Source organism: Kouleothrix sp. 19917, from assembly GCF_057073505.1.
On record NZ_CP097099.1, the window covers coordinates 8,183,413 to 8,200,779 of the forward strand.

16 protein-coding genes are annotated in these 17,367 nt (G+C 61.1%); 9 read left to right on the forward strand and 7 right to left on the reverse strand.

All coding sequences use genetic code 11. The features are described from left to right. The first annotated feature begins 179 nt into the window (after positions 1 to 179). Positions 180 to 1,787 carry a helicase HerA domain-containing protein gene (locus M1P90_RS33030; RefSeq protein ID WP_483700092.1) on the forward strand — a complete coding sequence of 536 codons (1,608 nt, stop codon included), beginning with the start codon at positions 180 to 182 and terminating at the stop codon, positions 1,785 to 1,787. Between the two features lie 56 nt (positions 1,788 to 1,843). Here M1P90_RS33030 and pgl read toward each other — a convergent pair whose 3' ends face one another. Next, complete coding sequence (gene pgl / locus M1P90_RS33035) at positions 1,844 to 2,587, reverse strand: 6-phosphogluconolactonase (protein ID WP_483700093.1); 744 nt, start codon at positions 2,585 to 2,587, stop codon at positions 1,844 to 1,846. A 398-nt stretch (positions 2,588 to 2,985) separates the two neighbouring features. Between pgl and M1P90_RS33040 the strand changes: the two genes are divergently transcribed. Both M1P90_RS33040 and M1P90_RS33045 read left to right on the forward strand, forming a co-directional pair. Then, positions 2,986 to 3,627: a histidine phosphatase family protein gene (locus tag M1P90_RS33040; protein ID WP_483700094.1), complete on the forward strand. Its 642-nt coding sequence runs from the start codon at positions 2,986 to 2,988 to the stop codon at positions 3,625 to 3,627. 103 nt (positions 3,628 to 3,730) lie between these two features. Then, positions 3,731 to 4,663 carry a GNAT family N-acetyltransferase gene (locus tag M1P90_RS33045; RefSeq protein ID WP_483700095.1) on the forward strand — a complete coding sequence of 311 codons (933 nt, stop codon included), beginning with the start codon at positions 3,731 to 3,733 and terminating at the stop codon, positions 4,661 to 4,663. Between the two features lie 64 nt (positions 4,664 to 4,727). On the opposite strand, the gene M1P90_RS33050 is transcribed toward M1P90_RS33045, so the two are convergent. Further along, on the reverse strand, positions 4,728 to 5,900 hold the full coding sequence (locus M1P90_RS33050; protein ID WP_483700096.1) for an AI-2E family transporter: 1,173 nt from the start codon (positions 5,898 to 5,900) through the stop codon (positions 4,728 to 4,730). Continuing rightward, positions 5,897 to 7,186, reverse strand: coding sequence for an AI-2E family transporter (locus M1P90_RS33055; protein ID WP_483700097.1), 1,290 nt, complete (start codon positions 7,184 to 7,186; stop codon positions 5,897 to 5,899). The genes M1P90_RS33050 and M1P90_RS33055 overlap by 4 nt, the downstream gene beginning before the upstream one ends. A 361-nt stretch (positions 7,187 to 7,547) precedes the next feature. Here M1P90_RS33055 and M1P90_RS33060 point away from each other — a divergent pair, with 361 nt between their 5' ends. From M1P90_RS33060 to M1P90_RS33070, 3 genes are all read left to right on the forward strand, one after another. Next, entirely contained in the window at positions 7,548 to 8,591 is a 1,044-nt protein-coding gene (locus M1P90_RS33060; RefSeq protein WP_483700098.1) for a polyprenyl synthetase family protein, read from the forward strand. Positions 8,592 to 8,791: 200 nt separating this feature from the next. Next, positions 8,792 to 9,826 (forward strand): sigma-70 family RNA polymerase sigma factor, encoded by a 1,035-nt coding sequence (locus M1P90_RS33065; protein ID WP_483700099.1) that lies wholly within the window; start codon positions 8,792 to 8,794, stop codon positions 9,824 to 9,826. Positions 9,827 to 10,053: 227 nt separating this feature from the next. Further along, a complete protein-coding gene (locus M1P90_RS33070) occupies positions 10,054 to 11,439 on the forward strand; it encodes a hemolysin family protein (protein ID WP_483700100.1) in 1,386 nt (461 codons plus the stop codon). 6 nt (positions 11,440 to 11,445) lie between these two features. Here the strand turns inward: M1P90_RS33070 and M1P90_RS33075 are convergent, their stop codons facing one another. The 4 genes from M1P90_RS33075 to M1P90_RS33090 all read right to left on the reverse strand — a co-directional run bounded on the left by M1P90_RS33075 (position 11,446) and on the right by M1P90_RS33090 (position 15,634). Next, positions 11,446 to 11,889, reverse strand: a complete 444-nt coding sequence (locus M1P90_RS33075; protein ID WP_483700101.1) for a MaoC/PaaZ C-terminal domain-containing protein — start codon at positions 11,887 to 11,889, stop codon at positions 11,446 to 11,448. Positions 11,890 to 11,901: 12 nt separating this feature from the next. Next, positions 11,902 to 12,744, reverse strand: a complete 843-nt coding sequence (locus M1P90_RS33080; RefSeq protein WP_483700103.1) for an SDR family NAD(P)-dependent oxidoreductase — start codon at positions 12,742 to 12,744, stop codon at positions 11,902 to 11,904. Positions 12,745 to 12,746: 2 nt separating this feature from the next. Continuing rightward, entirely contained in the window at positions 12,747 to 13,538 is a 792-nt protein-coding gene (locus M1P90_RS33085; protein WP_483700104.1) for an exodeoxyribonuclease III, read from the reverse strand. 101 nt (positions 13,539 to 13,639) lie between these two features. Continuing rightward, positions 13,640 to 15,634 carry a sensor histidine kinase gene (locus tag M1P90_RS33090; protein ID WP_483700105.1) on the reverse strand — a complete coding sequence of 665 codons (1,995 nt, stop codon included), beginning with the start codon at positions 15,632 to 15,634 and terminating at the stop codon, positions 13,640 to 13,642. Between the two features lie 264 nt (positions 15,635 to 15,898). Here M1P90_RS33090 and M1P90_RS33095 point away from each other — a divergent pair, with 264 nt between their 5' ends. The 3 genes from M1P90_RS33095 to M1P90_RS33105 all read left to right on the forward strand — a co-directional run bounded on the left by M1P90_RS33095 (position 15,899) and on the right by M1P90_RS33105 (position 17,363). Beyond that, positions 15,899 to 16,486 carry a PH domain-containing protein gene (locus M1P90_RS33095; protein ID WP_483700106.1) on the forward strand — a complete coding sequence of 196 codons (588 nt, stop codon included), beginning with the start codon at positions 15,899 to 15,901 and terminating at the stop codon, positions 16,484 to 16,486. Positions 16,487 to 16,573: 87 nt separating this feature from the next. Beyond that, positions 16,574 to 17,056, forward strand: coding sequence for a hypothetical protein (locus M1P90_RS33100; RefSeq protein WP_483700107.1), 483 nt, complete (start codon positions 16,574 to 16,576; stop codon positions 17,054 to 17,056). 52 nt (positions 17,057 to 17,108) lie between these two features. Further along, positions 17,109 to 17,363, forward strand: coding sequence for a CBM96 family carbohydrate-binding protein (locus M1P90_RS33105; protein WP_483700109.1), 255 nt, complete (start codon positions 17,109 to 17,111; stop codon positions 17,361 to 17,363). Positions 17,364 to 17,367: the final 4 nt, after the last annotated feature.

Genomic DNA, 17,367 nt, shown 5'->3' on the forward strand with positions numbered 1-17,367 from the left:
CTCATCCTCAGTGTAGTGCGAGATCCTGACGTTCAGGCGTACCTCTGCTCAGGCGTGCGAGCTTGACACAGCTACGCTTAATGGTATATTTGTTCTACATATCCTGATCTGTACCGTCTAACCCCCGCTTCTCGATGCTCCAATACTCGTGTATTGTAGCATGCTGTGGAGTAGTCTGTATGTCCCTGCTCACCCGAACTCGGCTTGGCGTCGTCACCAGTGGCTCGCTGGTCGAAGGATTATGTGCCCGCCTCGAAGGCCGCGAGAGCGTTGAAGATATGCGCGTCGGCAAATTCGTGGTTATCCAGGGCCAGAAAAACGAATTCTTCTCTATGATAACCGATGTCGTGCTGGAAGCGACCAACCAGAAAGTACTGGTTGATCCACCCAATGGCGACGCGTTTATTCATGAAGTGCTGGCCGGCACCTCGACATACGGCTCGATCACGCTGAAGCCGATGCTCATGCTGCCAAGCGATGTCAACGAAGGCTTGCTGCCACCCAAAACCATCCCGCGCCATTTCTCGCAGGTGCTGGAAGCGAATGAAGATGATTTCCAGCGCGTGTTTGGCCAGGAAGACAGCCGCCATTTCGAGATTGGCCGCCCGCTCGACATGGACGTGCCGGTGTGTATCGACCTTGAGCGACTGGTCGAACGCTCGAATGGTGTGTTTGGCAAGAGCGGCACCGGCAAGAGCTTTCTGACGCGCCTGCTGATCTGCGGCACAATCAAGGCGCGGGTGGCCGCCAACCTGATTTTCGACATGCACAGCGAGTATGGCTGGGAAAGCACCTCCGAGCAGGGCGGTTTTGTGAAGGGCCTGCGCCAGCTCTTTGGCGGCGAGGTGCTCGTGTACTCGCTTGACCCCGCGACCTCGCGCAATCGCAATGTGCCAATTGATGCCGAGGTGGTGATTGGGCTCGACCAGATCGAGGTCGAAGATGTGATTCTGCTGCAAGACGAGCTGAACCTGACATCGACGGCGGCGGAATCGGCTTACCTGCTGGTGGATCGCTTCAAAGAGGGCTGGCTGCGCTCCTTGCTGGCGATGGACGCCGAGACGCTGAACGAATTTGCCGAGACGTCGGGTGGGCATGCGGGCGCGCTGAGCGCGCTGAAGCGCAAGCTTGAGCAGGTGGCGCGCAAGGGTTTTGTGAAAGAAACTGCGCCAGCTGGCATGCTCGACAAAATGATCGATTACCTGGCGAATGGCCGCCACGTAGTGCTGGAATTCGGGCGCTACAGCGATACGCTTTCGTATATGCTCACGGCGAACATCTTGACGCGGCGTATTCGGCGGCGCTGGGTGGAAAAAACCGAGCAGTATATTCGCACAAAAAATGCAGCCGACAAGCCGCGCCAGCTGATGATCACGATCGAGGAAGCGCACAAGTTCCTCAACCCCGCCGCCGCCAAGCAGACGATCTTTGGCACAATTGCGCGTGAGCTGCGCAAGTATAGCGTGACGCTGCTGGTGGTCGATCAGCGCCCTTCGTCGATTGACGCCGACGTGATGAGCCAGATCGGCAGCCGCGTGACGGCGCTGCTGAACGATGAGAAGGACATCGACGCGGTGTTCACGGGCGTGAGCGGCAGCTCCAGCCTGAAATCGGTGCTGGCCAGCCTCGACACGCGCCAGCAGGCGCTGGTGCTGGGCCACGCGGTGCCAATGCCGGTGGTGATTCGCACACGCGCCTACGACGCGGCATTTTACCAGGCGGTGGGCCGGCGCGAGGTTTCGGCGGCAAAGGCGCAAGAAGAAATGGACGAGTTGTTTCCCGATTAGGGTTTTGGAAATGAAGAAAGGTCAGGCGCACCGTGCGTCTGACCTTTTTTGTTGCGCTAGTGCGTGGCCGCCGCCTGGTCGACCAGCCAGACCAGGCTGCCAGCAGTGGGTTGCACGCCCTGCGCAGGCAGATGCGCGCGGTTGGGCGGGCCGTGCAGAATGCCGTCGAGCGCGCTGGCTTTGTCGGCGCCGGTGACAACAAACATGATTGCGCGCGCGGCGTTGATCAGGCGGTAGGTGAAAGAGATGCGGTCGGGCGGCGGCTTGGGCGAGTCGTACACTGCGACGACGAGATCGTCGCTGGGCGCGCTGGGCTCGGGCTGGCCCGGAAAGAGTGATGCGGTGTGCCCATCGGGGCCAATGCCGAGCAGAATAAGATCGAACTGCGGCACATCCTGCCCGAACTGCGCGACCATCGTTTCGGCGTAGGCGCGGGCCGCATTGGCAGGAGTGCCACCCACAGTTGGCGCGGGGACGATGTTGGCGGCTGGAATTGGCACGTGTTCCAGCAGGGTATCGCGGGCCATGCGGTAGCTGCTGTCGGCGTCGTCGGGCGGCACCATGCGTTCGTCGCCCCAGTACACAAACACGCGCTCCCAATCAATTGCGCTGCTGAAAGGCGGCGCGGCCAGGCGCTGGTACATGGCGCGGGGCGTGCTGCCGCCCGACAGCGCAACCGTGAAGCGTCCGCGCTCGGCAATGGCGGCCCCCGCCAGCGCCGTGAAACGGCGGGCGGCATCGTCGGCGACGGCGGCGGCATCGGGGAGAACGACGAGCTCGCCGCGTTGAGTTTGGCTCATAGTGTGCCTCTTTCTGTGCCTGTGCGGCCGGGCTCGGCATGGCCGCGTGAGCGGGGCTAGCGAAGTGCGGAAATAGTTGGCCACTGAGAACACGGAGAGCACCAAGTTCGAGATTCGTACTCAGTGGCCTCTGTGCACTCTGTGGCTCAACTATTTGACCCTTTTGATCTAGTGTACCACTGCCGCGCAGACCTGTGCAGATCGGCGGGGCATGGCACACCGGCATTTCGCGTGCCGCAAGGCTTGTTTCAACATATGCAACATCTGGCCGAGCGCGCGCCGAATTCGGCTATAATGCCGCGGGCCACAGTGCCGTGGCTGCTTGTGTGCCACCGCCGGCGATTCGCAGGCGGGCCGCGCGCCCGCAGTTTCGGCCCCGCGCCGAGTGTGAGTGTACCATGCGACTGATTATTGTTCGCCACGGCGAAAGCGAATGGAACCGGATTGGCCGCTATCAGGGCCAGCAAGATGCCCCGCTTTCGGAGCTTGGCGCGCGCCAGGCCGAGGCGCTGGCCGGCCGGCTGCAGCGCGAGCCACTGGATGCGATTTTTTCCAGCCCCTTGCAGCGCGCCGCGCGCACGGCCCAGGCGATTGCGCGCTACCACCCGACCGTGCCACTGACCCACGAGCCGGCGCTGCTGGAGATCAACCACGGCGACTGGGAAGGGCTGATGGCCGAAGAAGTGATTGAGCGCTACGGCGACGGGCTGCACGAGTGGCGCTGGCACCCGACGCGCGCGCAGATGCCGGGCGGCGAAAGTTTCAGCAATATTCTGAAGCGCGTGCTCGACTTCAAAGACCGGCTGTGCAGTACCTACGAAAACCAGAACATTCTGATCTCGACGCACGACGTGGTGGTAAAAATTCTGGTGGCCGATGCGCTGGGCATGAATATGGATCGCATCAACCGCATCTGGGTGACGAATGCGAGCATCAGCGTAATTGAGTATGGCGACGACCTACCCTACCTGATCAGCCTGAGCGAGGCGTGCCACCTGGGACGGCTGGAAACCGTGCGCGAGCGCCAGAAGGCGATTTAAGCAGAGGCCAACACCTCGAAGGCACGAAGAAATAACGTAGTTGGCAGAAATTATTGGGCGGTGCAGGATGCATTTCGAACATCCTGTCACAGTGAGGTGAACGATGGCTCAGGCGGTATTTTGCGCGCGCTGCGGCGCGGCAATGGAGCGGCGCGTGGTGGACGATCGCGAGCGCGATGTGTGCCCGGCGTGCGGCTTTATTCTGTATCGCAACCCGGTGCCGGCAGTGGGCGTGGTGGTGGCGCTGGAAGGCAGGCTGGTGCTGGTGCGGCGGCGCTACGAGCCGCGCGCAGGCTGCTGGGCGCTGCCGGCCGGCTTTATGGAGCTGGGCGAAAGCGCCGAAGATGCGGCCATACGCGAGTGCCACGAAGAAACCGGCCTGCTCGTGCGCGTCGATCACCTGCTGGGAGTCTACTCAATTGGCGAGGGCGAGCGCACTGGCCTGCTGATCATCTATGCTGCAACGGCGACGAGTGGCGAGCTGGTGGCAGCGGATGACGCGACCGAGGCCGGCACATTCGCGCCCGATGCACTGCCCGAGCCAATGGCCTTCCCCACGCATGTCCAGGCGATCAGCCGCTGGCGGCGCGAGCAGCAAACTAGCGCGCAGCTGGTGGGCGCGGCGGGCGAAGGGGATGTGCGCTACGCCACCCGCGCCGATGTGCCGGCCGCGCTCGATCTGCTGCTGGGCGGGCGCAGCTGGGACGAGACTGGCGTGGTGGCGGCTGAGGCGTTGCTGCACGACCGGCTCGACGATCCTGACAAGCCGGTGCTGGTGCTTGAGGCGGATGGGCGAGTTGCTGGCGTGGCGCTGCTGGCCTTTCATCAGGCGCTGCGCGGCTGGTATGCCACGCTGGACGAGCTGGCCGTGCGCGCCGAGCAGCGCCGCAGTGGGATGGGTCGGGCGTTAGTAGATGCGGCGGCGGCGCTGGCGCGGGCGCGTGGCTGCACGCGGCTGCAAACTGCCTTTGATGAGCAGGAAGCAGCGGATTTCCTGGCTGCCTGTGGCTTTCAGGCGGGCGTGCTGCCGCTATAAGAGAACCAACAGCAAGGCCGCCCGGCGCAAAAATGCCGGGCGGCCTTGCTGTCAGCATGAACTGCTAATTATTCCCCAGTACTGTGCGCGCTTCGGTCAGCAGGTCGTCGCTCCGCCGCATCGAGCTCACCAGATCGACGCGCTCAGCCTCTGGCAGCCCCTTTATGCGCTCCAGGCGCTCACACAGCAGATCGATCACCGACTGCTGCGGCTGCACCGCCGTTGTGGTGGTCAAAATACCCGCGTACAGCACCTGAATGAGCGCGGCCAGTGGCGGCGCAAAAATCATGGCCCAGAAGCCGCCAAGTTGGGCGAGGGCCAGCAGCAGCAATACCTGTAGGAAAGCGTTCACCTTCAGGGCATCGGCCTGCATGGCCCGCTCAGCGAATACGTGTGTGGCATATTGGATCGACAACCCAATGAGCAGCACAATCAGCGCCATCCATGGTGGCAATGCAATCAGCGCCACAGTAAAGGCTAACAGCACCGACGTTACTGGCCCCAGGCGTGGAATAAACTGACTGAAGCCGCCAACCAGCGCCAGCGATGTGGCGAACGGCAACTGAACGACCCGAAACAACGCCAGCAGCAGCAGCGCAGCCACCGCCACCGCAATCACAGTCGAGCGAATATACGCGCCCACGGCGATCTCGGCATTGCGCCAGATCGTGCGCGCCTGCTGCCGCGCGGTGATCGGCAGCAGCGAAAGCCAAAGCCGCTCGAAGTGCGCAACCTCGATCAGCCAGTAATATGCCAGGCTAAGCGCGGCAAAGGCAAACAGCAGGAAGCTCACCAGGTTGCTCGACAAGCTTAACAGCGAAATGCCAACGCCCGTGACACCGCCACTGCTATTCACCAGCCCAGCCAGCAATTCCTCGAACGAAGGCAGGTTTGCGGCAACAGTTTGCTGCACTGGTGTGCCATTCTGGAGTAGAGTCGTCAGTGCTGCGTAGCCACGCGGCAAATCTTCCGCGCCGCGCGAGAACTCATCACTGATGCCGACGGAATAGAGCATGAAGCCAATCACCAGGCCGGCGAGAATAAGCAAGTACCAGATTAAGATTGCATAACCGCGCCTGATGCCACGCCGTTCGAGCTGCTGTACCAGCGGGCGCAGCGCCGCTGAAATGGCCAGCGAGCCGGCAAACAATACCAGCGTGGGCTGAAATACCCACATCAAGCCAATTGCCAGCAGCGTGGCGCCAATCGTTACTGTAATTTGCGCGAGGCGTTTCATGCGCGTTGCTCCTGTGCCGATGCAAGCAAGTTGTCGAGATCCACGAGCAGTGCTTCCAGCTCTTCTTCCACAACGTCTTCTTCCGGGTCGACATCCGTTTTGCTGCGGAAACGCGCCCGCAAGTCGCCAGCGAGATCCTGCGTCTGGTAACGTAGCAGCGCCAGCCGGTCGCGCCCGCCAATATTTTGTTCATTGGGCGTATTCAGCCGCTTCATTGCATGATCAATCATGACCTGAATGACAGCAGCCAACGGCACTGCCAGCAGCGCGCCCAACAGGCCAAACAGGTCGCTGAACACTGCCAGTGCCAGCAAAGTCACCACTGGGCTCACGCCCACCGCCTGGTCCATCACACGTGGCACAATAATAGTGTTTTCGAGAAACTGAATGATCATCGCAATGCCAACCGCGTATAAAGCCATTTCCTGCGAAACTGTCAGACCCACCACGCCAGCCAGCACCAGCGTAATAATCGGCCCAACATAAGGCACCGCTTCGAGAATGCCCGCGATTACTGCGATTGTCAGGCCATAGGGCAAGCCAATTGCCACGTAGCCAACTGCCGAGCATGCGCCAATCACAAAGCTCAGAATGGCGAGGCCACGCACAAACGCGCCGATTTTCTGCTCGCTCTCGTTCCAAATTTCCACAGCCCCGGCGCGGCTATTAAGCGGCAATAGCAGCGCAACCGATTGTATGGCGAGCGCGCGATAGTAAAGCCAGTAGTAGCTCAGCAGAAGCACCAGCACCGAGAAAAGGAGCCCCGAGCCAAAGGTTGGCACAAGCGCGGTAATTTGCGAGCTGATCATACTGCCGCTGTCATTCGAGAGCGAGGCAAAGGCATTTGCAGGCAACTGCGCGCCCAGCCCGCGCAAAAAGCGCGAGTTCGATTGCACAACCGTTGCACGAAAACCCTCGTACGAGCGGGGCAAATCGGTGATGGCCTGCACGGCCTGACCAATAAAAAATGGCACGAGTGCCGAAAGAATGCCAATCACAACGGCGACCAGCAAGCTGAACACTACTAAGCTCGCCAAACTTTGCGAAAGCCCCCACTTGCGCAAGCGCTCCACGAGCGGTGCCAGCGCTGTTGCAACCACAATTCCCAGGAACAACATAAGAAAGACATAGCGGAGTGCGGCGATTAGCACGAGCGCGGCGATTACCAATGCAACCACTGCCGTGCCAATCGCAACCTGCCGCAGCGTAATGCGCTGCCAGAGGTCGGCCTGAACTGCGCCAGATCCATTTCCGGACGCACCATTCAGTGAGGTCGTGTCGCTCATAGTAGACCTGCAATGTTCTTTTTTCAGAGTGAAAAATGGAAGTGCGATCAGCTGAAGGCCAGGAGCGAGTAGCTTTGCGACCCTGTGCATAGGCAGATTGCTTCAACACACAAAGCAAAAAATGTGCCATGGAATTATTGCCTTTGCCAATGCCGAGAATTGCTGGTGGTACGTAGTCTGCTTTATCCATATCAGGGGCTATTTTTGCGTAAATTCATAGCCAGTATATGGGTGTACAAAACGCGTTCAAATCCTGTACAATGCGGAACCTTCGCTTGACTGATGCCGAAATTGTGATATATTTAACAGTGTTATCTATCACAAAACGGCGCGCACTCCGCTTCGAGAAAGGCACTGTTTTATGGCCACCCCAACGCTTCAGCGTGCGTTACCGACCGTGAGTGTCGGGCAGCGATCTGTGCGTGTGGCCCCCTCAAACCTGGGGGATGTAATTCAGCAGGCTGCGCTGGGCGACGACATGGCATTTGTCGAACACACAATGCTTGAGCGCACCGCCTCGCAATCACGGCCGCTTGCTGCAGCGGGTGCCTACACCGTTGCCGCAGGTGGGAAACGCCTGCGCGCCATGCTTGTATTGCTGGCCGCGCGGTTGGGCCACTATGATCTGGAGCGCGCCGCCCGCCCTGCCGTTGCAATCGAGCTGCTGCATGCCGCCTCGCTGGTTCACGACGATCTGGTCGACCATACGCTGCGCCGGCGTGGGCGCGTTACCGTGCATGCCCGCTGGGATCGGCATGTTGCGCTGATGCTGGGCGATTATTTCTTCGCCCTGGCAGCTGGCGAACTTGCTGCTGAAACCGACCCGCGGATCATTCGCTTCTACGCGGATGCCGCGCAAACGGTGGTTGAAGGCGAGCTGCGGCCAGTCACCCAGCTTGAGCCAATCGACGTGGCGCTGGAGCAATATTTTTACAAAACTGGCGCAAAAACCGCCGCGCTGTTCGAAGCTGCCTGTAAAGCAGGCATGGCTGTTGGTGGCGGCACGGCCGAGCAAGTTGCCGCGATGGGTCGTTTTGGCGCCGATCTGGGCGTGGCCTTCCAGATCATAGATGATGTGCTTGACTTTGTGGGCGATGAAGCGACCCTGGGCAAGCCAGCCGGTAACGATTTGCGTGAAGGCACACTGACTCTGCCACTGATCTATGCCGTTGCCCAAAGCGACGAACCCCTGCTGCGCGAGCTTGCCCGCACCGCCCGGCCCGACCCGGCCAAGGTTCCTGAGCTGATTGAAGCGGTAATTGCAGTTGGTGGCACGAGCCGCGCAGTGGAAGAAGCCAAGCGTATTGTTGGCCGCGCGCGTGAGAATCTGAACATATTCAGTAACGAAAGCGCCGTGCGCGCCTTGCACGAAATATGTGACTTTGTGCTTGCCCGGCAAGTCTAAGAAGGAGATGATAGTACTCTAGTCTGGTGTGTTTTCGCGCAACTTTCCCTGCACTGCGACGGTACTATACATGTTCAGATGGCGCGAGGCGCCCATCCATTGCGATGATGCCGCCTCGGATTGCGTTTTATGCCGCTGAACAGTAGGCCAGAAGCAGATAGTGGCAAGCTCGCCAAGCGTTTGCCATGGAGCGAATGTACATGAGCGAAATCGTTACCTCACCAGATTATATTGTCGCTCCCGATCATTTAAACCCCGACTCAGAGCTGCCCTGGCTCGAAGATGTGGCCGACACGAGCATCGAAGAAACTGAGCACGATGCCGAACCTGTTGAAGACTCTGTGCAAACCTACCTGCGCGAAATTGGCCAGGTAAACCTGCTGACAGCCGAAGACGAAGTAACACTCGCACAGGATATTCTAAGCGGTACCGAGGCGCGCGCTGCGCTTCACCAGGCAGGCTGCCTGCCGTGGTGCGAACGTGTAGCCTATGAGCGCGCAGTGGTACGCGGTGAAGAAGCGCGCCGTCGCTTGATCCAGTCGAACCTCCGGCTGGTGGTAAGCATCGCGAAAAAATATCACGGCGGCCCGCTCTCCTTTATGGATCTGGTGCAAGAAGGCAATATTGGCCTGATGCGCGCGGTTGAGAAATTCGACTACACACGCGGCAATCGCTTTTCGACCTACGCGACGTGGTGGATCCGCCAGGCAGTATCGCGCGCGATTGCCGAGCAAGGCCGGATCATTCGCCTGCCGGTGCACCTGAGCGACGCGATTGGGCAGCTACGGCGCGTGATGCGCCAGCTTGAGCAAGTGCTTGAGCGCACGCCCACGCCAGAAGAGATCGCCGAAGCCCTGGGTATTAGCGTGCGCAAAGTCGATCGTTTGCTGCAGGCGTCGGTGCAGCCAATCTCGCTTGAGCAGCCGCTGGGCGACGAGGGCGAAGGCCAGCTAAGCGATCATCTGGCCGATGACGAAGCTTCCGCGCCAGTGGAAATTGCAGCGCAGCGCATGCTGCAGCAGGATTTGAACCAGGCGCTGATGGAACTGCCCGAACGTGAGCGCGCCATTCTGCAGCTTCGCTATGGCCTGATGGATGGGCGGCGGCGAACGCTGGAAGAAGTCGGCGTGACTTTTGGCATCACGCGCGAGCGCACACGCCAGATCGAGGCAGAAGCGCTGCGCCACCTGCGGGCACCGGCGCTGGGTGCGCGCCTGCAGGCCTACCTTGAGTAATCGTGCTGTTTGGTATGGCGGCCTCAGCCGCGCTGTAACGGGCTAACTCCCGCATAGCAAACAGTTGATCATAGAAGAGCGGTTGTGCACTGCGCACAGCCGCTCTTCCGTTTCTCATCATTCCACGCGCAAATCTTTGGTATGATGAGGGCCGGGCATCGCAGAATACACCGCCGATTGCCCCTGGCAGCGAGTGCTGCGCTGATGTGACGGTGACGAGGGAGCGAATGACGGGCAACATTTTCCTGGAAGTGTTGATTATTCTTGTTTTGATTTTGGCGAATGGCTTTTTTGCAGCATCTGAAATTGCGATTGTGTCGGCGCGCAAAGGCCGCCTTGAGCAGCAGGCACAGCTTGGCAAGCGTGGCGCTGCCGCCGCGCTGGCGCTGGCCGAGAATCCAAGCCATTTTCTTTCGACAGTTCAAGTCGGTATTACGGTGATCAGCACCTTTGCGGCAGTATTTGGCGGCGCGGGCCTGACTGATGTGCTGGCCGGGCAGCTTCAGGCTGTGCCATTTCTCGCATCGTATGCCAACACAATTGCGCTGGTATTAGTTGTGCTGATGATTAGCTACCTGTCGCTGATTTTGGGCGAACTAGTGCCCAAGCGCCTCGCGCTGCAAAGCGCCGAGGGCGTTTCAAGCACGGTGGCGCCATTCATGCGCATGCTGGCGCGCGTGGCCGGGCCAGTGGTGAGCCTGCTGACGTTTTCCACCGAAGTAGTTTTGCGCTTGCTGGGCCGCCATAATGTCGCTGAAACACCTGTGACTGAAGATGACATTATTGCGCTGGTGCGTGAAGGCGCTTCGGAAGGCACCGTCGATGCAGCCGAGCAGGAACTCATCACAAACATCTTTAGCTTCACTGACCGAAGCGTGCGCTCGCTGATGACGCCACGCACGCAGATCACAGCCGTGGCGGATGATCTGCCGTTTGACGAGACGCTGGCACTGATTACGGCAGCGGGCTATTCGCGTGTGCCGGTGTACCGCGAGACGCTGGACCAAGTTGTCGGGCTGGTGTATGTGAAGGATCTACTGCCGTGCTGGCGCCAGCCCGACCCGCCGGCGCTCACGGCACTGCTGCGGCCGGTGCGCTATGTGCTGGAAAGCCAGCGCGCGGCGGCGGTGTTTCAGGAGCTGCGGCAGGAGCGCGGCGCCCTGGCGATCGTGCTGGATGAGTATGGCCAGGTGGCGGGCCTGATCACGCTTGAGGATATTCTTGAGTCGGTGGTGGGCGAGATCGACGATGAGTATGACGATGCGAGCCAGACGCTGGTGCGGCGCGAGGATGGCAGCTACCTGGTCGATGGCTTGATGTCGTTTGTTGAGCTGCAGGCGCAGCTTGGCTTGCCTGAACCAACCGAGCTGGCACCGAGCCAGGATTTTGAGACAATAGCCGGCTTTCTGCTGGCTTTGCTGGGCGCAATTCCAAAACCGGGCGCGCAGGTGGTATGGCAGGGGTATATTCTTGAGGTGGTCGATATGGATGGCCGGCGGATCGACAAGATTTTGCTGGTGCCGCCTCCACCCACGTCAAACGAGCAGAGCGAGGGCGCGCTTGCGAGCGGCGCGGTGCTGCCCTTGCCGACGGCTCCTGCGGCTGAGGAATAAAGCGCCTTATGCCGGGCGGCGACGGATCATAAAGGTGAAATCGCCCTGCTGAACGATTTCGGCGCGCTGGTTGATGAGCTGAATCGCCTGGCGCACAATGCCGCGGTCGGGCTTGCTGGTGGGGCGACTCTCGGCGATGTGTATGCGGGCGTGGAGCGTGTCGCCCAGGCGGATGGGGCCGGCAAAAGCCCATTCGATGGCCAGAAATGCCATGACATACGTTTCATCGATGATGCTGCCATAAGCCAGGCCGTTGACAAGCGACAGCCCTAACAAGCCGTGGCTGATACGCGCCCCGAAGATTGTGCCACGCGCATAGCTGTCGTCCAGATGCAGCGGGTGATGGTCGCCGGTGAGGGCAGCGAAGGCGCGCACATCGGCGTCGGTGACCGTGCGCGCCGGGGTGATATGTTCGCTGCCGACGCGGTAGTCTTCAAAATACGTCAGCATCTTTGTTCCCCGCTACTCCAGCCCGGCCAGCCGCATGCTGGTTTCCCACACTGCGCGCCGTAAATTGGGGTCGCGCGCTGCCCGCAATGGCTCGATCTCGCGGCGGCGCTTGAATATGCGACCGGTGACGCCAGCCAGCTCGCGCGAGCTTGCCAGGCGCACGGCCGGCTGCGCAGCGCGTTCGGGGCTGGCCGCAGCAAGCCGCCAGACCCAGCGCACCGGCGCGGGCGCTTCGCGCAGCAGATTGGTGCGCACCAGGCCAGGATTGATCAGGTTGATCGTCACGCCGCGCCCGTCGAGCTGGCGGGCCAGCTCAAGGCTGCACAGCTGGCTGCACAGGCGCGCGGCCGCAAAGGCGTCGACGGTGTGGAACATCACTTCGCTTTGCAGGTTATCGAGGTGCAGGCTGGTGCTGGCTGGCCCGGTGACCGTCACGATGCGGGCAAGCGCGCCGGCCTTGAGGGAATCGAGCAGCAGCTGCGTGAGCAGAAATGGCCCGAGATGATTGGTGGCGAACATCGTCTCAAGGCCATCGGGCGTGAGCGTGCGGCGGCTGACCAGCACGCCAGCGTTGTGAACCAGCACGTTCAGGCGGCTATGGCGGGCGCGGTATTCCTCGGCAAAGGCGTGCACCGACGCCTGCATTGCAAGGTCGAGCTGCATCAGCTCGATGTTGGGGTTGCCGCTGGCGGCCTGGATGTGTGCCTGCGCCGCTGCGCCGCGTGCCATGTCGCGGCAGGCCAGCACGACGGTTGCGCCCTGGCGGGCCAGCCCGGCGGCAATTGCCCGGCCCAGACCGGAGCTTGCGCCAGTGACGACGCACACTTTATGCTGCATGGCAAGCGCGTCGGCCATGGCTAGCTCGGCTCGTCGGGCAGGCGCAGCGTGACGCTCACCGGGCAGTGATCCGAGCCGACAATGTCGGGATGAATGGCCGCATCCACAATGGCGTCGCGCAGATTTTCCGACACAAAAATATAGTCGAGCCGCCAGCCAATGTTACGTTCGCGCGCGCCGCTGCGCTGCGACCACCAGCTATACGCAGCGGTGTCGGGCCGGTGGTGGCGGAAGCTATCGACCAGGCCGGCCGCGAAGAACTCGCCCAGCGCGGCGCGCTCTTCGGGCAGAAACCCCGATGTTTTGGAATTTTCCTTCCAGCGGGCCAGATCGAGCGGCGCGTAGGCGGTATTCACGTCGCCCAGCACCACAATGCGCTCGCCAGCGGCCAGGCGCGGCCGAATGACGTCGAGAAAGTGCGCGTAAAAGGCCAGCTTGTGCGCGACACGCTCGGGGCCGCTGGAGCCGCTGGGAAAATAGATGTTGTACAGGGTGAACTGCGGAAAGGCCGTGACCAGCACGCGCCCTTCGGTGTCGAAGAGTGGGTGGCCGAGGCCGCGCGCCACGGCAACCGGCTGCTGGCGCGAGAAGGTTGCCACGCCGCAGTAGTGCGCAACATCGCCGGCACACCATTCGCTGTGGTAGCCGTCGGGGCGGTGCAGGGCGGCGCTGAGTTTGTCGGGGTGGGTTTTGGTTTCCTGCAAGGCCAGAATGTCGGCCCCGCGCTCGTGGAGCCAGCCAAGCTGCCCGCGACCGGCGACGGCGCGCACGCCATTCACATTCCAGGAATAAATCGTTTGTGTTTGTGGCATGGCCGTTTGCTTATTCGCCAGCCTGCGTGGCCGGCGGCGGAGGTCGCGGCTATTATAGCCGCATCGGGCCATGCGAACAAGTGGGCGAGTTGTGAGAGGAGCTACGCGCCGACGGCCAGCTCGCGCTCGAAGTTTTCGGCGGTGACGACGGGCAGGCGCACCGTCATGGTCGTGCCCTGAGCGGGCGCGCTTTCAACATCGATGGTTCCGCCGTGATCCTGCACAATGCCATACGAGACCGAAAGACCCAGGCCGGTGCCGGGCGTCTGGCTGCCACCGAGTGCGCCTTTGGTTGTCATAAACGGCTCGAAAATCTTGTCGCGAATCTCGTCCTCAATACCCGAACCGGTGTCGCTGACGCTGAGCTCGATCTGGTCGCGCCGCTCGCGCAGGCTAACTGTCATTGTGCCGCCGGCGGGTTTCATGGCGTCGCGGGCGTTGGTGATCAGGTTCAGCACAACCTGCGAGAGCTGGCCGAGATCGCAGACGGTGAGGGGGATTGGTTCGAGCTGGCGCACGACCTTGATATGCGACTTGGTCAGGTCGATCTCGACCAGGGTGAGCGTCTCGACCACGGCGTCGGTGATGTCGGCCATGGCGCGGTGATGCTCCTGGCGGCGCGCAAAGGTCAGCAGGCCGCGCGTGATGCTGCGCCCGCGCTTGCACGCCTGCGTCACCACTTCCAGCGCGCGATCCTTTTCTTCGACATCGCGGATCTGGCGGCCAAGCTCGGCGTAGCCCAGCATGCTGCCAAGCAGGTTGTTGAACTCGTGGGCGATGCCAGCCGCAAAAGTGCCGACAGCGGCGAGCTTGGAAGACTGGATCAGCTCGGCCTGCTTGCGGCGCAGCTGGTCGAACAGGCGCGCATTTTCGATGGAAACGGCGGCCTGGTGCGCGAAAGAGCTGAGCACGCGCTGCTCGTCGGCATCGAGCCCGCGCAGCCGGTTGAAGGCCAGGCAGATCGTGCCAAGCACGGGCGGCGTGCCGTTTGGACCGGTGCTTTCGCCCAGGAGCGGGATGCACAACACCGCCAGCCATTCGGGGCGATTATGCGGCTGGCCGCCCGGCACCAGCGCCTGGGCGCGCTCGTCGGTCACCAGCATCACGCGGCCACGTTCGAGCAGCGTGACATAGTCCTGTGAATCGACTTCAAGCGGCTGGGCGACGCCGCCCAGATTGTGCGAGGCCATGAGCTGAAGGTGCGCGCTTTCGTCGAACAGCAGCACCCAGCCAGCCGGCGCGTCGAGCAGGGCGGCCAGCCGCTGGCACAGCAGATCGAGCATGGGCTGAATGTCGAGCGTGCCGAGCATGGCGGTTGCCAGCGCCTGCAAGCGCTCGACGCGCGCGTTCAGCAGCTCGCGCTGCTGGGCGATTTGCGCCAGATCGGCGCTGGTGCGGCGCAAGGCAATGGCACTTGTGAACAGATGCTGAGCAACCACCAGCGGCGCGAGCGCCAACCCGAACAGCCAGGGGTTGAGCGTCCACAGCGCGCCGATCAGGCCACCAAGCGGCACGATTGCCAGGCCATACCAGCGCACCGCCGTGAGGCGGCGGCGCAACCTGCGCCAGCGCGAAATACTCTGGTCGCCATCGACGCCAATAATGAGCTTGACGGAGTAGGCGATCAGGCCAATGATCAGCAGGCCAAACAGCCCAAGCGGCGAACTGTAGGGCAGCAGGCCAAAGCGCTCGGTGGCGTAGTACACCGGCACCGACATGCCAACGATCAGGCAGTGGCCGCCCGCCTCGACAAAAATTTGCTCAACGGCGCGGCGGCGGTAAATCAGGGCGGAGAGGGAGCCGAGCAGCGCAGCCAGCAGCAGGAGCGGCCAGCTTACCATCGTGAGGCCGGCAACCAGCAGCGCTGGCGTGGGAGTGAGCGCGCTGCCGTCTTCGAGCTGAACCGAAAGCCGCTGGCCGATGCCGATCAGCAGCAGCAGCACTGCGGCAGGGCGGAGCTGGCTGAATGTCTCGGCAGGGAAACCAAGCGTGAAAAGCAGCGCCGTGGTCATCAGCAGCGCCGGCAGCCAGATGCGGAACATCGGCTGGTCGAGCAGCTCGGCGGGGCGCGACATGGGCGATTGTTCAGCTAGCATACCTTCTCCTCGCGATACGCTTTTTTATAGCACAGGGCATTGGAATGCACAAGCCGCCGCAGGGAGCCTCGGATAACAGTTTGATAACAGATTATTCAGCGTTGCGATGCGTAGCAGCTACCTTACCACGCTGCGAACCGTTCGGCGGGTCGTGGTATCATGCGCGCTGCCGGGCTGCGCAGGCGACGCGCGCCGGGCGCTAATGGTTTCTTCATACAGATATGCGAAGCTATTGCTGCGGCGGTTTGCAGACAGGGAGAACTGATGACACCAACACGTTTCGACGCCGCGCCGCTCGACTCCTATGCCGAGCAGATCACCAGCGGGATTGCCATGCTGGGGGGCGTGCTGACGCTGCCGGCACTATTTCTGTACCTGAGCGGCATGCTGCTGAGTGGCGTGGCCGTGACGGGTGTGGTCACCACGATGGCGGTGGCGCTGGCGCTGGTGGTGTGGCTGCTGCTGAACTACGCGGTGCAGCCGACCGCCTATATCATTGAAGAGAAGCGCGTGCTAATCAAGCGGCGCTGGGCGCGGGCGATGCCGGTGCCGTTCGAGCAGATCGCGGGCGTCTCGACGGCGGCGGGCCTGGCAGACATGCCGCGCTTCGGGCTGCGGCGCTCGTTTAACGCGGGCGTGTTTGGCTACCAGGGGCCGTTTCGGCTGGAGCAGTATGGCGCGGTGTTTTTTGTGGCCACCAACCGCGAGCGCCTGGTGGCGCTGGCCCGCCGCGACCGCACGCCGCTGATCATCAGCCCGGCGCGCCCGCGCGATTTCGTGGAAGATTTGCGCGATGCACTGGCGAAACGGCCAGATGTGGCTGAGGAGGCGTTGCCCGCGGCGCGTGGCTGATTGTGACGACCCAGTAACACGCTACAGCTTGCGCGCCCGGCGCTCATACGCACTGGGCGCGCAGCCACATCAGAAAGACCGAACGCTATGCCACGCTTTATTCGCAACCATCCGATCTGGTTTGCGCTGCTTGCACTACTGCTGGTCTGTGGTCTGTGGTGGCTCTATCAAGATTATGAATTGCGTGCCTACCCGCAGCAGGTTGCAGCAATCCTTCCTATTCCGCCTGATGTAGAAGTTGTTTACACGGCCTCAAACTACAGTAGAAAATGTAAATCGTCTAGTGCAGTCCAGTATTTCACGACGAATGAAACCTGGAATACGATCGTTGACTTTTATAACGCGCATTTACAAGAACCTTGGCAAATGAGAGGGAGCGGGCAGATATTTGAACAGTTTCCAGCGGTATATTCAAGGGCTTCTATTCAGTTACATCAAATTGATATAACTATGGCGGAGGAATATGAGCAAGAGCCACAGTTAAGGCAGAAATTGTTAGGAGGAGTAACTCCTTATTTAATCCAGATTGCCTATAATCAAGATTTACGATTATGTCGGTCAGAAGACTAAAATTTGTCTGTATGTCACGAACGACTCGACCAGCGGGGGCAGCTTCAACAGTGTGAGCAATACCAGCTGGGCTGAGAATATTACTTGGAACAATAAGCCTGCGATTGACGGGCCATTGCTGGCGACACTTGGAGCGGTGACGCTCAACCTGAGCTACGAAGTCGATGTAAGTTCGGCAATTACTGGCAATGGCAGCTACAGCTTTGCAATCACGCTGCCGGATACGAATACCAACACATTGGGATATGCCTCGCGCGAAGCCTCTACAACCGATAACCGCCCGCAGCTGATTGTGACGACCCAATAACATT

Coding starts and splice junctions, on each gene's coding strand:
- M1P90_RS33050 (WP_483700096.1), bottom strand. CDS start 5,900: ATGAAACGCCTCGCGCAAATTACAGTAACGATTGGCGCCACGCTGCTG.
- M1P90_RS33080 (WP_483700103.1), bottom strand. CDS start 12,744: ATGGCCGACGCGCTTGCCATGCAGCATAAAGTGTGCGTCGTCACTGGC.
- M1P90_RS33030 (WP_483700092.1), top strand. CDS start 180: ATGTCCCTGCTCACCCGAACTCGGCTTGGCGTCGTCACCAGTGGCTCG.
- M1P90_RS33045 (WP_483700095.1), top strand. CDS start 3,731: ATGGCTCAGGCGGTATTTTGCGCGCGCTGCGGCGCGGCAATGGAGCGG.
- M1P90_RS33055 (WP_483700097.1), bottom strand. CDS start 7,186: ATGAGCGACACGACCTCACTGAATGGTGCGTCCGGAAATGGATCTGGC.
- M1P90_RS33075 (WP_483700101.1), bottom strand. CDS start 11,889: ATGCTGACGTATTTTGAAGACTACCGCGTCGGCAGCGAACATATCACC.
- M1P90_RS33095 (WP_483700106.1), top strand. CDS start 15,899: ATGACACCAACACGTTTCGACGCCGCGCCGCTCGACTCCTATGCCGAG.
- M1P90_RS33090 (WP_483700105.1), bottom strand. CDS start 15,634: ATGCTAGCTGAACAATCGCCCATGTCGCGCCCCGCCGAGCTGCTCGAC.
- M1P90_RS33065 (WP_483700099.1), top strand. CDS start 8,792: ATGAGCGAAATCGTTACCTCACCAGATTATATTGTCGCTCCCGATCAT.
- M1P90_RS33040 (WP_483700094.1), top strand. CDS start 2,986: ATGCGACTGATTATTGTTCGCCACGGCGAAAGCGAATGGAACCGGATT.
- M1P90_RS33070 (WP_483700100.1), top strand. CDS start 10,054: ATGACGGGCAACATTTTCCTGGAAGTGTTGATTATTCTTGTTTTGATT.
- M1P90_RS33085 (WP_483700104.1), bottom strand. CDS start 13,538: ATGCCACAAACACAAACGATTTATTCCTGGAATGTGAATGGCGTGCGC.
- M1P90_RS33060 (WP_483700098.1), top strand. CDS start 7,548: ATGGCCACCCCAACGCTTCAGCGTGCGTTACCGACCGTGAGTGTCGGG.
- M1P90_RS33100 (WP_483700107.1), top strand. CDS start 16,574: ATGCCACGCTTTATTCGCAACCATCCGATCTGGTTTGCGCTGCTTGCA.
- pgl (WP_483700093.1), bottom strand. CDS start 2,587: ATGAGCCAAACTCAACGCGGCGAGCTCGTCGTTCTCCCCGATGCCGCC.